The 17,929-nt window shown below is 56.4% G+C and carries 6 protein-coding genes; 2 read left to right on the forward strand and 4 right to left on the reverse strand.

The genetic code is table 11. The features are described from left to right. From VSP_RS36100 to VSP_RS39630, 4 genes are all read right to left on the reverse strand, one after another. Entirely contained in the window at window positions 1-11,871 is an 11,871-nt protein-coding gene (locus VSP_RS36100) for an RCC1 domain-containing protein (protein WP_081452590.1), read from the reverse strand. 258 nt (window positions 11,872-12,129) lie between these two features. After that, complete coding sequence (locus VSP_RS18095) at window positions 12,130-12,909, reverse strand: hypothetical protein (protein WP_009962461.1); 780 nt, start codon at window positions 12,907-12,909, stop codon at window positions 12,130-12,132. A 424-nt stretch (window positions 12,910-13,333) separates the two neighbouring features. Next, complete coding sequence (locus tag VSP_RS18100; RefSeq protein WP_009962462.1) at window positions 13,334-14,653, reverse strand: CCA tRNA nucleotidyltransferase; 1,320 nt, start codon at window positions 14,651-14,653, stop codon at window positions 13,334-13,336. Between the two features lie 51 nt (window positions 14,654-14,704). After that, entirely contained in the window at window positions 14,705-15,415 is a 711-nt protein-coding gene (locus VSP_RS39630; protein WP_157210952.1) for a M15 family metallopeptidase, read from the reverse strand. A gap of 122 nt (window positions 15,416-15,537) precedes the next feature. Between VSP_RS39630 and VSP_RS18110 the strand changes: the two genes are divergently transcribed. Then, window positions 15,538-16,581, forward strand: coding sequence for a prepilin peptidase (locus tag VSP_RS18110; RefSeq protein ID WP_009962464.1), 1,044 nt, complete (start codon window positions 15,538-15,540; stop codon window positions 16,579-16,581). Between the two features lie 102 nt (window positions 16,582-16,683). Then, window positions 16,684-17,850, forward strand: coding sequence for a prepilin peptidase (locus tag VSP_RS36110; RefSeq protein ID WP_009962465.1), 1,167 nt, complete (start codon window positions 16,684-16,686; stop codon window positions 17,848-17,850). Window positions 17,851-17,929 lie beyond the last annotated feature (79 nt).

Genomic DNA, 17,929 nt, shown 5'->3' on the forward strand with positions numbered 1-17,929 from the left:
CTACTCAGAAATCAATTTACCACCACGACTAAGAACACGATTTATCTCTCCCCAGGTAACGGATCCTCTACGCACAGCGTCAAAAGGAGTCACCAGCCTCACAGGGAGACCTGCATCAACGCCACCATCGATCCACGCATCGTTGATTCCCGGAGTCCAATCACGATCGGCCATTCGAAGCGCCTGCCATCCGTCCTTGGCCTGTTCAATTGCTGAATCGCCATGCCCTATGACCAGCCCGGATTTTGCTTTGCTGGCATTTTGGTATACTTCCCAGGCTTTTTCCGCCTCTTTCGGATTTGCAAAGGTTCGTCCCTTCGCAAACGCTTCGAACGACGCGGCGATCCTATCAGAAGCTACTTTTGCGGCTCGCTTGGTTCCAGCTTTTATCCCGTCATCACCGTGCCTGAACAATCCAGTTAGCTTCTTGCCCACAGTTCTACCGAAAGGCAATACACCCAACAAAGTGGCACCCCCGCTCACCCATTGATTAACTGACTCTCCCGTAAGTGGGTCTGAACCTGTTACCGTCTCCCACACTCCCTTCGCTGACCCCGCAAAAGGAAGAGCGTCACTAACCGTAGAATACATCTGTCTTCCAGCCTTGCCGTCATTCTCAAAACCAAACGCGTGTTCATGCCGTGAGCCGTGTGGAGTCGTCCAATCTAGTCGCGTTCCATTGTCGTCAATCGTCCAACGAACCTTCGAACCATCAGGCACGTCGACCTTCTCTCCACTAGCTTCCACCTCCAATAGTCCCTCTGGATCAAAGCTCGTCCACGGATTCTGCCGCACGTACGCATACAAGTTGGGGCCATCCACAAACCCCGCAGGATCCTTGGTCAAGAATGTACCCGTCTCCAGATCACGGTACCGGAATCCCTCATTCAGCAGCCTTGTCGGATCTTCATCTTTCGAATTCGCCTTTTGCCGATCCAACGTGCTGCCAGCCTCGACGGTACGCGTTCCGAAGGCCTCATAGCTGGCTTGATAGGTTAGCGCCCCCCCCTCATCGGTCTTGGCGATGATGTCACCCCGCACGTTGTTGTGCGAGTAGCTCGGCACGCTGGCACGCAGACTGTAGAGCATGCCTCCCACGCCGCCCCCCATTCCATTCCCACGAAGGTATTCCACGCTCAATACCGCGTCCTCAAACTCCTGCACAGCCAGTCCACCACTAAAGACGACTTTTCTGGTCTTGGTTGTGGGACCGTCGATCTCAACCACTTCCACCCGCCGGGTCCGGTAGTCATAGGCATGCAGGAACTCCCTGTCGTTTGCCCTTGGATCATAGACCCTCACCAGTCGGTTCTCATAGTCATAGTCGTACTCGGCGTCATCCTCCCCGGCGAACTCCCGGGTCCGGCGATTGCCATTGAGATCATAGGTGTAGACAGTGGTATCGGCCCCCGTGGTCGACGAAGTCAACTGATTTGCAGCGTTGTAGGCATAGCTGGTTGTCCCTGGTGTTGAACCACCGGTAATCACCCGCAACGAGCGGTTGTTGGCTGTGTCATAGCTGTAGGCCGTCGTTACAGTCCCGCTGCCGGTCGTGGTGGTGGACTCATTCACCAGGCGATAGACATCATCATAGGTGTTGACCACGGTGCGATTGGCCAGACCGGAGGGATAGACCTCGGACACCTGAACGACATTGCCTACCAAGTCGTGCTTAATGGTCTGCGTATAAAGCAGGCCAGAAGTAACAGTCAGCCCCTGAATCTGTGTCGCCCTATTCAGCGCGTCATAGAGGGTGGTAGTGGCATCGCCGTTGGGCAGAGTGCGAATGGATACCGCCCCGCTCGCATTGTAGGCATAGCTCGTGGTTCGGCCGTTTTCCGTCATCGTGGCCAACCGGTTAAGTGAGTCATAGGTGCTTACAATCTCCCGGCCCGTACCGCCGTAGGTCACCAGGGTTCGATTGCCTGCCAAGTCATAGCGATACTGATGAGTAACGCCGCCGGAAGTTTCGCTCTGCGGACGATTGAGTGCATCATAGGTGTAGGCTACATCGGCCTTGCCGCCCTTCCCCGCCTCCGTCACGGTGAGCAAGTTGCCCACCGCGTCGTAGCCATAGACCCGATTGTCCACCGTGCGCCCTATATAGGTCACCGTCTGCAGCCGGTGGCGGTCGTCATAGCCGTACTCTGTCCGTTGCCCTTCGGCATCCACACGAGCGGCCTTGTTTAGATCGTTGTATTCAAAGACCGTCTCTCTGTTCAAAGCGTCCCGGACGACAGTGTTGCGGCTCAACCCGTCGTATTCAAACTCCGTGCGCTGGTTCTTGCCATCAATCACCGCGGTGCGATTCCCCACTTTATCGTATTCATTCGTCACCACCATGCCCTCAGCGTCCGTGGTTGTATGCAGTCGATTCAGGGCGTCGTAGGTATTGGTCGTCACCTTGCCATTGGGATCGGTGACCGTTCTCACATTGCCATTTTTGTCATAGGTCGTAGTCACCACAGGTCTCGCCGTGGTGCCGTCAGGCTTGATCACGAGAGGTGCCGTCACTGTATGGACCCGGTTGGCCTCGTCGTAGACCGTGTCCGTGGTGAACCCTCTCGCGTCTGTGACCGCTACGACATTGCCCACGGCGTCATATCCTGTAGACGTAGTAGGCCGCATGAATACAGCATTCTCCGCATCCCACACTTCAGGCTGCTGCTCCCACACTTTTCGGTTGCGTGAGTCATACCCGATATCCGTGCGCTGTCCCAGAGCAGTGACTGCTGCCACGACGTTGCCCGCCTCATCGTACTCACTACGAATCACTGGATTTCTATTCTCTCCGGAGATGGCATCCAGCACAGATGGCTGCGTCACCTTCACTGGCCGGCCCGCCCCGTCGAATTCGGTCACCGTTTGCCGACCCAGCTCATCCTCCACCTTCCATTTGAGTCCCGTTCCCGTATAGAACATCTTTTGGGTGGTCGAGTCCGCAAATGTAACCTGCTTGGGCCGGTTGAGAGCGTCATAGGCAGTGTGGGTTGTCTTGTTGAGCGAATCTGTGACCGCAGTGACATTGCCCACATCATCATAGTCAGTGATGGTGGTCGCAAAGATGCCAGCCCCTCCGTACTGGACGCGCGTTTCAGTGGGCCGGTAGAGCGCATCATAGGTCACACCCGAGACATAGCCCCGGGGATCCTCCGTACGGGTGGGCTTGAACGGAGTGGTAGCAAACACTCCGCCTCCGCTGTTGGCTCCATACTGATACACAGTCACCTGGCTCAGCGGGGCGTGAATTTCCTTCAATCTCTGCAGCCCGTCGTAGACATAGCTGGTGGTGTTTCCTTCAGGATCGGTCGAACTTTCGCAGGAACCCACCGCATTCCAGGTCTTCGTGGTGACCAGATCGGGCCCATCCATCACACGCGTCTCGGTATCAATCCGGTTAAGCGCGTCATAGGTCCACTTGGTGAGGCGATTGTTCTCATCCGTTTCCTCCGTCTTGTTCCCACGCAGATCGTATTCAAACTCCTTGTCCGCGCCTCCAGGGTAGGTGACTTTCTTCAGACGGTTTCGCCGGTCGTATTCAAAGTACGTGGTCTTCCCGCGAGGGTCTGTAGCGGAGACCTTGTTCCCGTTGGAAGCATATTCATAGACCGTGACCAGATCAGGTCCGTCCATCTCAACAACCTCGCTGGCGACGCGTCCCGCAGAGTCTGGGATGAAACGGGTGATCAGGTCTGATGCCCAGCCAGGATCCCCTGAAGCGCTGCGCACGATGCGCTTGGTGACAAAGCCTGGGAAGATCGAGTTCCCATACTCAAAGTCTGTCTGCTGGGCCAGCGCTCCATTGCTGCCATAGATGGATTCCCGGGTACGGCGGCCAAGATGGTCCGTGAGGTAGCGGGATTCCCGCCCTTCCTCATCGGTCACCTTGGTCATGATGCGCCGGGGATCATATTCAAATCTTTTGCTCTTGCCCAAGGCGTTGGTCTGCTCCGTGGGATCGTCATAAACCCCGTTTAACCCGGTTTCCAGCAACGGAAGGATCTGACGGTAAGTCTGGGGGGCATTCCAGACGTCCTCGTATTTATACGTCGTGATATTGCCTGACAAGTCACGGGCCATCACCAAGGAAAGCCCGGCCTCTTCATCAAACGTAAATTCTTCAAAGCCATGCCCCTCATGCGTGACTTTCATCTTCCGATAGTAAACAATCTTGGGATCGGCAATGGAGCTGCCAATGGGAGCATACTCATGGAAGTTGCCTATCTCACAAACCACCCCATCCGACCATTCGTAGCTTCGTGCGTGCCCTTCAGCGTCGATGACCCGGGTCTTACGCAAGCTGTCTCCAGCAAGACGGGCAAACCCCAGGTTATCACGCTCAATCTTCGTGGTAGAATAGTTCTGGAATTCCGCAGTCCCCAACCCATCCGGCAGAAACACCTTCTTGATCATCCTGGGGAGCCCGGTGGTCACGTAGTAGCCGTTCAGCGACATGTCTTGTGAGTTCCATTGAAAGGCATACTTCCCCTTCCCTAGATTGTTCCCATCATGATTGAACATGTACTCGAACTCATAGCGATTGCCGTTGGAGTCCTGCACCGAGGCCATATCACAGTGCAGGTAGGCCATGCCGGGATCGGTGGAATCCGGAGGTCGTGGTGCCAGGTCGTCTTCTGTAGCAACGTTATATGTATAGCGAGTGTCTGCACCATTTGCGTCAGTGACCTTTTTCAACAACCAGACATATCGATTGGGATTGGTTGCATAGACAAATTGCTCGTACTCAAACTCCGTCTTGTTCCAATTGGGATCCCAAATGGCAGTGATCAACCCCGCATCATTCTGACTGATAAAGATGGCCTGGTCGGATCTGCCCTCCACGCTTATGACCTTGGGAACCAGTGTATGACTAGACTGGTAGTCGTAGACCAATTTTTGCCCCAGGCGGTCTGTCACGGAAGCCAGACGATAGAATACGGAGGAATCAGGAAGGCTCCCCCCAGTGAGCCGGTCTGCCTCGATATGATAGTTCAAAGAAGTCGGAGTGAAGAGGGCGACAGAACCAAATTTCTTTTTGAAAATCAGATTCCCATCGGCCGTTTCCTCAAGACTGGTCAGGAACGTGGAACGCTCGTGTTTGGCCGTTGGAAACGGAACGTACCGCGTCTTGTACTGCTGATTCACCAGTTCCGAATACATGGCGAATCGGTGCGTGGAGCCATTTTCATCCGTCACGCTGGCAAATCCCGGGTCCGTAGCTGTGGCGCCCACAAACTTGATATGAGCAGTCAAGTTGGACCCCCAGGCCGCTCCGAAAGGAAGATCGGGCCGCTCATGCGGTCTCAAGCCACTGCGCAGACTCCATATTTCGGACTGGGAGCTGCGCCTTACCTCAAGGGGCAACTCACTTCCCGGCACTGAGACAAAGGCATCCGTGACCTGGTGGCGGAATCCCAAGGTCATGGCATCGATGAAGGTTTCTTCTGATTGCTGATCGTCCTCCGCTTCAGCTTGAGGCTTGCTGTCAGGCAACGGCCTGCCGTTCAGTGCTATCTTACGATAGCGTGCACCCGAAGCTTCGTCAGACGGCACACTGAGATTCTGACGAAGTTTCTCGTGATAGAACGTGATCTCATCCGTGCCGATCACCGTGCCATCCGCTGCGCGGACGGTCAATGTCAGCACCAACTTTTCCCCATGTACTGCATCCTCAGTAGCCCGGATCGACAGCGGCACGCGTGATCCCAAATTTCCGACGGTGTAGCCGCTGGATATTTCTCCACCAGCATACAGATGAAAGCGACTGGCATTGGTCCAGGTCAATGTCACCGTCGTCCCAGGTATCCTCCCGCCTTCAATCGAAAACCCTGGACTGCCGTTTACAATCTCATCCAGGTCTTCTAGAACGGTAGTCTGGACTCTGCGACCCTCAGCCTCACGCTCCTCCAAATCCAATGTTCCGCTCCGGTCCCAAACTTCCAATCTCTGGGCCCGCGCCAGGTAGTATCGTCCATTTTTCTGAGAATGCGTCGGGTCGATTTCGTACTCTTGAGTTTCCGGATTCGAACTTCCACCTGCGACGAAGGTTCGCTTGGCGACGATGGTTGTACGCTGTTCACGAGAGAGAGGATTCTCTGGATCATACTCCTCTTCGAACACTTCATACCATTCGATCGTCCTCGAACCTGAAGGATTAAACTCTATTTTGTATTTGAGTTTCAGCACCCCAAAAATTTCCCAACCAGGACTCAAATGTCGGGATGCCACGACTCCTCCGAGTTCACTCCTGTCCAAGGCAATATAGTCTCCTTCCGCTCCTTGCGCCAAGCCTGTGTCATCATACGACTGAGACCCCCACAATCTCTGCCATTCCGCCGGATAGTCGGGCATCAGTCCCAGAACGTCTGCAATAAAGTCTTCATGCAGATATTCATCTGATAATTCGATCTCCTCATCGCCAGAAACGTCGGGATCATTTCGATGCGACACAAAATGTGTCGGCGTAGCAACTACTTCACCTCCTACAGATGGGTCCCAATAGCCCCTGAAGTACTGGCCAGCTCCGTCATACCACCCTCCCTCGAATGGATCCATGTAATAACTATCTACAGTTACCTCATCAGGATCTGGCCATGTGTCTCTAGTCGTGATGGTCGCATCTCCATCAAACAGGGTCAGGTACTGAAGCCGCCCAGTGGCTGGATCTGGCGCTGGATCTATCAACGTTTCAGAAAAGAAGCTCACGCTTGTAATCGTGTGGTCTATTTCGGTTTCAGACGACACCCGGCGAACTTCCCTGAGATAAACTTTGGGTGGCGAGGATGGATTCGTGAGTTCCCAGAATCCCATCTTCTCCCCTCCGGTCCCAGCTTGCTTGTAGAGCACGCTCTTGACAAACGGCAATCGATACCTCCCCTCTGGCGACGGTTCAGCACGATATCCCCTCAGAGAGGCTACAATCCTGTAGTGATAGCGCACTCCGGAGAGCAGTCCCGAGTCACTGAACTCCATGTCTCCAGAGCTGCTTTTGGTGGCCACTACCCTCCAAGATCCGGCACCGTCCTTGCGTTCAACAAGATACAGGAGATCCGGCTGCGGTGGAGCGGATGCGTCCCATCGCACCGTCACCTTCGTGGCATCATAGTCACCACCTTCCGTCGGTGGCCAATCTTCCCGATCTGTGGGATACACCGTAATGGTCTGTACACGAAGAGGCGAGACTGGAGGGTCCATGACCGGGATCAGGCCGTTGCCGCCGGGGTTGGGGGGAGCATTTGGGTTGGGCACAGTGCCTCCTGAGTCACCACCCAAAGTGCCTTGAGATACATAAGCCGTCAGTTCCGATGCAATTGGCGGAATAGTGCCCGCTCTCACAGCGATTTTCTGGATGGTGTCAGAGCTAAGGGTGTAGCTCAATGAAAGCCCCCCATTGACGTCAGTCGCATTTGCCAGTGCCGATGGCTGGCCCGCGCCCCCCTGAATCTCCCCAGCGCCCCGAGTGACCAGGCAATTGAGAGGGAGTCCTACAACAGCCAAGCCACTCTGCGTAGTGACCCGGACAGCCATCGGCACCGGAAGAAGCTGTCCCGACTGGCCAATTTGATTATTGCCGGCCACGATGGCCATCTGCGGCCGAGACCCTTCTTCCAGAACTATTCTCACCGGCTCAGACACTCCATACCCGCCGATGTTGTCGTAGGCACGAGCTGTAAGCATGTGCTCACCGGCGGGCAGATTGGGCCACCACTCCAGAGCATACGGAACGGAATTGTCCTCGGCCAGTAGTACTTCCCCTGCGTAGAATTCCACCTTGGCGATCACGCCACTGTTATCCGAAGCAACCGCCTCAAGTGCGACACTTGAGGTACCATTGAAGACGACATCCGACTCTGGGCTGACGAGTGCCACGGTGGGAATGGGGTCCACTTCCATCGTCACCGGCACCACCACATCCGCAAGTCCAGGAACATGGTGCAACACCCGGATTACCCCTTCAAAAGTCCCTCCCTCGAGAGGCCCAGATTCACAGATCACTTCTAGCTGCTCGCTTTGACCTACAGGAACACTCCCCATCAAAGGCGCAACTTTCAGCCATTCATGCTGAGGAGCCAGACGGACGGCCAACGCCGGCTTCACATAGGCTTCATTTGCCGCCACCGTCTGTCCATGCTGTGAATCATCCTGAACTCCCACCACCACACCGCTGTCAACCGGACCGGAGATGGTTTTGTAGTAGAAAAATATTGAACCGTCTTTCTTAAGCACCACTTGAAAGGTTGCCGCACCAGCAACGCCGTGAAACGGAACATTCTCAAACTGGATGATGCAGTAAGTACCGTAGTCCAATACATAGACACTTCCCCCGGCAAGAGCATCAATCTTGCCCGCGAGTGGTGCGATGATGTGCTGTGGCAAATCCCAAGTGGGCATCGCATTCCCATAGGATGCTCCCTGGATCGAACTTCCTGGTGCCCCCAGCGTGACAAAGCCACTGGCATTGACATGGACCTCTGAATACTCACGTCCATAGAACGGGAATGAAAAACCAAGCTCCAGACGTTGGAAATTCCTGCCTGCCGCAACATCGGGGACCAACTGCACGCCCGTCGCACTAATGTCATTCCACTGGTAGAGCGGGCCATTCTCCGCGTCAGAATCTGCCCATTGATAAGACTTGCCCTTGGCAGTCTCCGCTGAAGCGTTTTCAACAAAGATCTCGTACTCGACCGCCTCTGTTCCTTGGTTGGTTAGAGTCAGCGTGATGATCTCAGAATTCCCCGCAGAGAGCACAGTCTCAATGGGGCTGGGCGTCGCATACACACTTGGCAGCGGGATCTCAAAGACAACGGGGGCGCCACTGCCAGCCGTGGCCGCTACCTGGCACCCTGGCACCGCCTGGGACGCACGCTTGAAGAAGATCTGGCATTTTCCATCTCCGCCTGAGCGCACCCCCTGAGATTCGGCATAGCCGCTTTCCCCATTCACCAAGGTGGCGATGACACCTCCCGCATTGACCCGAAACGTTACCGGCGCGTTCGGCAATACTGCCATTCCCGCTGCATTCACCACACGGACGACCATTGGCGCAGCGGCTGCACTCCCGGGAGCCACTCGCTGATTGTCACCACTGACCACCTCCAGTACTGGGACGATCAGATTGCTACCCTGGCTGTAGTAGTTGCTTGGATCGCTTCCGCTTTGGTGCTCCTGAATGGTAGTGAGAAGATCCCCATCGTCATCGTCAGCTGCGCCATGATTCAAATTTCCAAAATGTTTCAGTTCCCACCAGTCTGGCAGTTCGTCGTTGTCATGATCGTAAGGAACATGGATGGTGAATGGCGATGACCGAAGCGAACGAGTCCCGTTGACGTCGATTCCGACGACGGCGATCTCAAAGTCGCCCCAGGTCCAGGGAACAAAGTTGAAGTTGAACGGCGCGGTGGAGGACGAACCCAGCAACACACCGTGGTGGTAAAACTCCACGGAGTGCGGAGTCGCCCCACCTGTCATGGTGGCACCAATCACCTGACTCGAGCCCAGTGCGATGGTGACATCCCCACTTGGCGAATTGATCGCTGCCGTTGGCACCGAATGGATCAAGCTGAAGCCAAGGATGCAGATGGGTTGGGGAAAATCCAAAGAAACAGCCTCGCTCAACTGCCCACCGGCCCCCTCCCCCCAACAGGCGACATGTCCGTCCTCTTTTAGTGCGACCGAATGCGTATTGCCTGCCGCAATTCCAACCACACCCTTCATGCCCGGTACTTGCACAGGTACCGACGAATGCGACATACCACCCACACCAAGCTGTCCCGAGGCATTTTCCCCAAATGTCCAGATCGTACCGTCTCTCTTAAGAGCAAGAGAATGTCTAAGACCTGCAGAAATTGCTGACACTTCGTCCAACCCGTTCACCATAGCTGCAACGTTCCGTGCGGTTGTCGTGCCGTCCCCCAAATGGCCAGCGATATTGCCACCGAAAGTCCAAACGGTGCCATCGTCTTTTAACGCCATCGAATGATCACCACCGGCTGAGATCATGGTCACACCAGCCAGTCCAGTCACCCTCACACGTGTTCTCCTCGTCGTGTAGGTGCCATCGCCCAATTGCCCCAACCCGTTTGAACCAAAGGCCCAAACCGAACCGTCTGATTTTAGGACCAGGGAATGATAGCCTCCTGCGGCAACCGTCACCACGTCCGAAAGTCCCAGCACCTGCACAGGAGTTAGCTGATTGATGAAATTGTTGATTCCCAATTGCCCTTCACTATTGAACCCAAATGCCCAAACTCTGCCATCTTCTCCTGCAACCAGGCTGTGGCCACCGCCTGCGGACACCGACACTGAATTGCCGCTTATGGGTACTTGAGCAGGGAGCCAGTGATCGATTACAGAGCCATTTCCAATCTGACCGTAGAAGTTTCCCCCAAAGGCAAATACCTCTCCACTACTAGCAAGAGCCAGACCGTGCGCCCCCCCCCCTGAAGCCGCGATGATACTGCTCAAACCTTCCGCTTTTGCAGGAAACCTGCGGCTGACATTTGTACCATCGCCCAGGCCACCCCTATCATTATTGCCAAACCCAACCAGGTCTCCATTCTCCTTTATCGCCAAAGAGGTTGCCGATCCTCCAGAAACCGACCTTATGCCCTCCAAGCTGCTAACCTCTATTGGCTTGCCCTGTTCGGTCGACAAGCTTTGGCCAAACATCCCCGTCTCGTTATATCCAAAGCCCCAAATCGTTCCGCTACTAGTAAGGACTACGCTGTATGCATACCCCCCAGCAGCGGCCACAGCATCATAAACTCCTTCAACTTTTCTCGGAGATGATCGATTGATGCGCGTTCCATCCCCCAACTGGCCCAGGTCGTTGTTCCCACACGTCCATACCGATCCATCGCCCGCAATGATCAGCGTGTGAAATTCGGCAGCTGCAATTTCCCGCACTCCAGTCACACCCATTACCTGCACCGGCGTATGATGGTCTAAGGTCGTGCCGTCCCCCAATTGACCGCATTCATTCGAACCAAAGGACCAAACGGTTCCATCGTTTCGAAGTGCCAAAGTATGGCACTCCCCTGCCTCAACCGCCACGATGTTGTTCAGCCCGACAATCTGTACGGGAGACACACGATCTGTTGTCGTTCCATCTCCCAACTGCCCAGCCTCGTTCGAACCAAATGCCCAAACGGTGCCGTCACTTTTGACCGCAACTGTGTGACAGGCACCTGCAGCGACCCCAACTACTCCGCTCAATCCAGAAACTTGCACTGGCACTGTGCTGTATTCCACCGTGCCACCCTCTCCCAATTGCCCCAGGCCGTTACCCCCTACAGTCCACACGGTTCCATCCACCTTCAGGATCACGGTATGCGCCTCTCCGACATCTACGGACTTCGCTTCGGTCATTCCCAAAACCTGGGTCGGTGTGGAATGATCTGTTGTTGTTCCGTCCCCCAACTGCCCCAGATGATTGGCCCCAAATGCCCACACAGTCCCGTCACTTTTGACCGCTACCGAGTGAGACTCCTCTGCAGCGACCTCAATCACTCCAGTCAATCCAACCGACTGCACCGGCACACTGCTGCTGTTGGAAGTTCCGTCTCCCAGCGTACCATTCCAATTGCCTCCGAGGCTCCAAACGGTACCATCGCTCTTCAGCATCACCGTATGCGAGCTACCCGCCGCAATGTTTCTGGAACTCAGCGTCTGGGCATTGATTCCACCAGCGCCACCAAGCATGAGAAAGATCGAAACGGCCATGAAGCATTTCAGCAGCCATGACAGGCTTGCTTGCTCCCGAGGTCTCTTCCTTCGGAGATCGTCCGACGCGCGGTTTTCAGCTTGTCCGGCTACGGCCGACCGCACGATTTTCCGCCTTGCCACCGTATCCGTGTAGATTGCAATCATGAAGAGGGGAAATCTTGTTTCATCGAACCAATGAACCCAGCCAATCCAAGGAGTTGGTTCGGGAAGGGCTTTTCTCAATCCGCATGTATTCTTAATTTACCCACCCCTCATCGGCAAGCGGGCCTTTCGGCCTCTGCTGCAAACAAATCGTTGCATTCAGAATTGCGATGCGGCGACGCGATCTTGCAAAAAAACAGAAAGGCCGGAGCTATGTGCTCCGGCCTTCAAAGTTGTGGAATATGCAGTTCCCGCTCGCGCTTACTTCAGCTTGATCGTGAGCTTCTCTTTGCCTTCGATCTTGATGCCATCATAGCCCTTGAACTCTTCAGCAGCCTGCTGAGGGGTCATGTCCTTCTTGTCCATGAGCTCGGCGAACTTTTTGAAGCCTTCCGGTTTTTCCAGAAGCTTGTCCATGTTCATCTCCATGAGCGTCACGGTGTCACCGCTCACGTGGGTGGCATCCGTGCTGGCGATGCCGCTGGCGGACTTGAAGGCGAAGTGGAAACGCATGCCGGCGAACATGGGCTTCATCATGGCCATCTGGGCCTCAAGATCCTTGGGCACTTCCGGCTTGGGTGCGTTCGGGTCAGCCTCTTTGGGCTTGTCCTGGGGCAGGTTCACCGTCAGGGTGTCACCTTCCATACCGAAGGTAATGGACTTCTCGTCATCCTTCACATCGCCAGGCGCATACTTGAGCTTGCGCACATCCGGGAAGGCATAGGTCAGTTTCACACCTTCGCGACCATCGGGAGCTTTGATTTCCTCGTAGGACTTGAGCGTGACCCCCTCACCCAGCTTCGCGGCTTTCTCGCCAGCCTTCTCCTTGGTGGGCAGGATGTCCATTTTCGGACCGCCTTCCCCTCCCTGGGCACCCGCGCCTGCGGCCATCATGGCCTTGAGCTGAGCGCTGACGAGTGTGGTCTCTTCCACCACGCCGGAGCCGTCTTTGTTCACAGTCACAACGGAAGAAAGCTCAAAACAGCTCGCCAGGAAGAGCGACGCCGTCACGGCACCAAGGAGTCGAAAGAATTTTTTCATCGCGCCACCTTATCAATGCGAGGAACGCCCGCACAAGGTGGATTTGGGGGAATTTTCGACAGGATAAGAAAAATTGCGGCCTGGAATGCGGGGTGAGATGCAGGAAAGAGTATCCGGGGCTGTCAAGGAGAGCCAGAACGACTTCTCAGCATCGCCGAGGGTGTAGTCCGATGGTCCCCATCGGCTCAGTCGCCGCGGGGTCACATGCCCAACCCTACAATGATTATCCCCCTCAGCCAGCCAGACCGCCGAAACTCCTTCGGAGTAAATGCCCGTCACGACTACACCCGACGTAGGCTCGCACAGAGCTCACCAACGTCGGGCTTATGGCACCATCCTCTTCGAGGAAAAGCTTCGACTGAGCCTCTGCGCGGCGCACGTTTCTCAATCTCCGCCCAATCGCCAAGCAGTTGCTTCATCCTCCTCACGGAGTCGATTTCCAATTCTCCTTCACCCACGCCATGGCCTCCTCGGACGAGGTGAGCACACCTTCCAGTTGAAGATTCTGCACGGCCGTGAGCAACTCTCCCACTTGGGGCCCTTTGGGGATGCCCAAGCTCATGAGTTCGTGACCGTTGATCAGCGGCTTGGGGATGAGCGGGAGCGGATCATGACCGAACTCCTCCTGCTTCTGCCGGATGAAGTCGTAGTTGTCCGAAAAGCCGTTGCTGCTCTGGCAGTCCACGCGGTGCAGCTCCATCTCGTCTTCGAACCCGGGGCGGGCCATGAAGCGCTTGAGGCGCGAAATCCGCATTTTCTGCACGTCCTTGAAGACCATGTGATTGGCCACGGCCTCGACGGTCGGTTCGATCACGTCGTTCGGATATTTCAGGCGTCGCAGGATTTCCTCCGCCATCTCGGCACCGAGTTTATCGTGGCCATTGAAGCGGATGCGACCGTCCGGATCCCTGCTGAAGGTGGCCGGCTTGGCAATGTCATGCAGCAGGACCGACCACACCAGCGACAGGGAAACCTGCTCAGGCAGCAAGCCAAGCATGATGCGGGTGTGGATGAACACATCCCCTTCAGGGTGGAACTGCGGTGGCTGCTCGCACCCCTGCAGCACGAGAATCTCGGGCAGAACCGAAGCCATGAGGCCGCTGCTGACCAGCAGATCGAACCCACGCACGCGGTTCGGGTGCAGCAGGATTCGCGAGAGCTCCTCGCGGATGCGCTCGGCGCTGATGCTCGTGATCTTGGGAGCCATCTCCAGCATGGCGGCCCAAGTCCCCGGCTCGATCTCAAAACCCAACACGGTGGCAAAGCGCACGGCCCGCAAGAGGCGCAAGTGGTCTTCCTCGAACCGCTTCCGTGGATCGCCGATGGCTCGCAACACCTGCCGGGCAAGATCCTGCCTCCCCCCGACATAGTCGAGCACCTCGTCATTGATGGGATCGTAGAACAGCCCATTGACCGTGAAGTCACGACGGTGGGCGTCTTCCTCCGCCGTGGTGAAGGTCACAGATTCCGGCCGCCGACCGTCAGCGTACTCACCATCATTGCGGAATGTGGCGATCTCAAAAGAATGCTGCCCTTCCCGCACCAGAATGACTCCGAAATGCGCGCCCACGGCAAAGGACTTGGGAAAGAGGCGCTGGACCTCGTCAGGTCGCGCACTGGTGGCGATGTCGTAGTCCTTGGGCTCCTTGCCCATCAAATGATCACGGACACAGCCGCCCGCAAAGACGGCCTGATGGCCTGCCTCTACGAGACGTCTGACGATGCTGACAGCAGTTTTTTGCATTGGGGGCTTTGAAACAGATGATCCCGCAAGATACCCCCAAGTCCTTGCTTCTCAAGATGCGCGGCGTTTTTTGATCACTGGCAGAGTGAGGCCGACGTCCCTGGCAAAGACCACCGGCGGCACACCACCGTTGTCGAACTCCGCATCGTCAAAATGCCACCACTCCGTGTCCAGCATGCTGAACCCTGCCGCAGTCATCGCGAGCTGGAGAGACATGCGGCGGGATTTCACCTCCTCGCTGGGCAGCGGAGAGTTGTGCGACGTTTTGGCGTCCGCTTCGTCAAAACCCGTGGGCATTTCCAGCTCCCGGCCCGTGGCATCTACCAAGGTGACGTCCACAGCAGTGCCGGAACAATGGCGGGACCACATGAGACTGGGGGGAGTGAACATGCCGGTGTAGCCACCGTGTTCAAAAAGCGACTCCTGCACCTCGGGCGGACGCCAGGCATCCCAGATCTTCAAACCAAACCCTTTGGACCGCAGGATCTCCTGGGCCACCCGCAGCTTTTCCACCGTGCGGATGTGCAGCAGGCACGGCATGTCCTGGGGGTACAGCGGCTGCCAGCACACATTTTTCTTGGTGCGATACGGCAGGTCATACTGGATGTCGGGAATGTAAATCCGCACGTCCACCAGACCACGCTGGCTGGCCGCTGAGATCACTTCATGCAGTTGAGCTGCGCCCAGCCAAACTTCCTTCTTCCCGTCCGTCTTGCCTGTGTATTTGGACTTGGGTGGCGTGCTGCCACAATGCGTGAGCAAGCAGGCAGAAAAAGCGGCCAGGGCAATTAGTTTGGTCCTCACCATCGTGGGCAGTTTACAATCGTTGCAGATCAGGGTTCGTTTGTTGGGCGAACCGTTTCCTACACCATCCCGCCCCCCTCGTGACCGAAATTCTTGCTCACTCACTGATTTTTCTCCTGGGGCTGATCGCAGGGGTGGGCGTCCTCCGCACGGTGGAGCGATTCCCCTTCCCGTTCTACCGTTTGGGCCAGTCGGCCACACGCTCGGGCACAGGACGTCGGACTCTCGTTGTCCTTGTCACAGCCGGACTCTATCTGGCTGCATTTGCTGCGGTCCGGGGCCCGTGGGAGTCCTGGCCATCGTGGGGCCCCCTGTTGGCGCTCCATTGGATCTTCATCACGCTGCTCATCGCAGGCACCTTCATCGATCTCGACCACTTCCTTTTACCGCATGAGATCACCTTTGGCGGCTTGGCGGTCGGGCTGGCAGGCACCGCCTTGGTGCCCGGACTGCTGCATGAGTCCACCACCTGGAGGGGCTTTCTGGCCTCGGTCGCGGGTGCTTGCGTCGGAGCCCTTCTCATCTGGCTGATCATCCAGCTGGGCAAGCTGGCATTTGGCAGGCTGAGCAGGCAGTTTAAGGAACCCCTGTCCTGGAGCGTCACCCAACCTACTGAGGAACAGCCGCCCCAATTCAATCTGGGTGATGAGACGCTTTCGTGGGAGGACATCTTCTTTCGCCCTACCGACCAGCTCCTCCTGTCATGCTCAGAACTCACGATCAATGACCAACAATGTGGCCCATGCGAGCTGAAGGTCTGGAGAGACCGGCTGGAGACTCGGGCAAGAAACAACCAGGTCATCGTCCAGCAGTCCATGGAGTCCGTGACGATCCTGAAAGGTCAGTGCACGAAGGTAGTCATCCCTCGCGAGGCCATGGGTTACGGTGACCTCTTTCTGCTGGCCATGATCGGCAGTTTTCTGGGCTGGCAGGGAGCGCTGTTCACGCTGGTAGGAGCATCCTTTCTGGGGTCTGCCATCCCTCTGTTGGGGGCGGCGGTCCTTCGCAGCAAGGAATGGAGCAGCAAGATCCCCTTCGGCCCCTATCTGGCCGCGGCGGCTGTGATCTGGCTCTTCTTCCGCGTCAGGCTGCTGGAATTCCTGAGCCCGTTCTTTGTGGTTTGAGAGCGGTGCCTGGAAGCTTTGGACGGGCGATGAATTAACTTTCCCCGTCGGCGGCTTCCGCTAAGCTGGCGACCACATTTCCCCTTTCTTCACCCCTGCCTCATGACCCGGATTGCTGTGCTCGAGTTCCTTATCCACCTGCTGATTTTCTTTTTGGGGGCAGGCATCGGTTCATTCCTCAATGTGGTCATCTACCGGCTGCCGCTAGGTATCTCGGTGAACAATCCCAAGCGGTCCTTCTGCCCGCAGTGCAAGAAGCAAATCCCCTGGTTCCAGAACCTGCCGCTCATCAGCTGGCTCTCGCTGCGTGGCAAGTGCGCCGCCTGCAAGTCCCCCATCCCCTTCCGCTACTTCTTTGTGGAGCTGCTCACCGGGTGCATCTTCTACGCGATCTTCATCAAGTTCCGCGGTTCCTGGGACTACCGGCTGGATTGGGGTGACATGGTGATTCTCTACTGGATCTTTGCCGCCCTCCTCATCGCTGGCACGTTCATCGATATCGATCACTACATCCTGCCGCATGAGATCACCTTCGGCGGCCTGGCCGTGGGCCTGATTGGCAGCTGGATCGAACCTCAGCTCATGGGTGAGTTCATCCGCAGCCGTGGCCTGGTTGCCTCGCTGGCGGGGGCCTGCATCGGCGCGACCCTCATCTGGGTGATCATTCAACTGGGGAAAATGGCCTTTGGTCGCATCAAAAGAAAGTTCCAGTCCCCCGAAGCGTGGACGATCTCCCAGCCGAAGGAAGACGAGCCCCCGCTCTTCGAGATCGCCAAGGAGTCCTTCACCTGGCACGACATCTTTTTCCGCCCCTCTGACCGTCTGGTCATGACTTGCACAGAACTCAAGGTAAACGAAACCAGCTATGGCCCCTGCCAGTTGGAACTGCGGGAGAATGCCATGAAGATCCGCCCGGAGTCCGGTGCCGAGGTACAGCACACCACGCTGGAGGATATCAAGAAGCTGGAAGGCCAGGCCACCCAGGTCCTCATCCCCCGCGAGGCCATGGGCTACGGGGACATTTACCTGCTGGCCATGATCGGCAGCTTCCTTGGTTGGCAGGCGGTGCTTTTTACTGTCGTCGCCGCCTCGGTCCTCGGCAGCATCATTGGCGTGGTGCCCCGCCTCTTTGGCAAGACGGAATGGAGCAGCAAGATCCCCTTTGGCCCGTACCTCGCAGGCGGAGCGATGATCTGGCTCTTCTACGGGCCCCAACTCGTGGAGTGGTATATGAACCGCCTCGTTGTCCGGGAAATTCTGGATGTGTAAGCGTCGGGAGGCAGTTCAGTTTTGATCACCGAGGAGGCATAGCTGTATTGCGTTAGCATACTTGGACAGGTCACTCCTA

This window comes from Verrucomicrobium spinosum DSM 4136 = JCM 18804, from assembly GCF_000172155.1.
GTDB classification, from domain to species: domain Bacteria; phylum Verrucomicrobiota; class Verrucomicrobiia; order Verrucomicrobiales; family Verrucomicrobiaceae; genus Verrucomicrobium; species Verrucomicrobium spinosum.

Coding starts and splice junctions, on each gene's coding strand:
- VSP_RS18095 (WP_009962461.1), bottom strand. CDS start 12,909: ATGAAAAAATTCTTTCGACTCCTTGGTGCCGTGACGGCGTCGCTCTTC.
- VSP_RS36100 (WP_081452590.1), bottom strand. CDS start 11,871: ATGATTGCAATCTACACGGATACGGTGGCAAGGCGGAAAATCGTGCGG.
- VSP_RS18100 (WP_009962462.1), bottom strand. CDS start 14,653: ATGCAAAAAACTGCTGTCAGCATCGTCAGACGTCTCGTAGAGGCAGGC.
- VSP_RS36110 (WP_009962465.1), top strand. CDS start 16,684: ATGACCCGGATTGCTGTGCTCGAGTTCCTTATCCACCTGCTGATTTTC.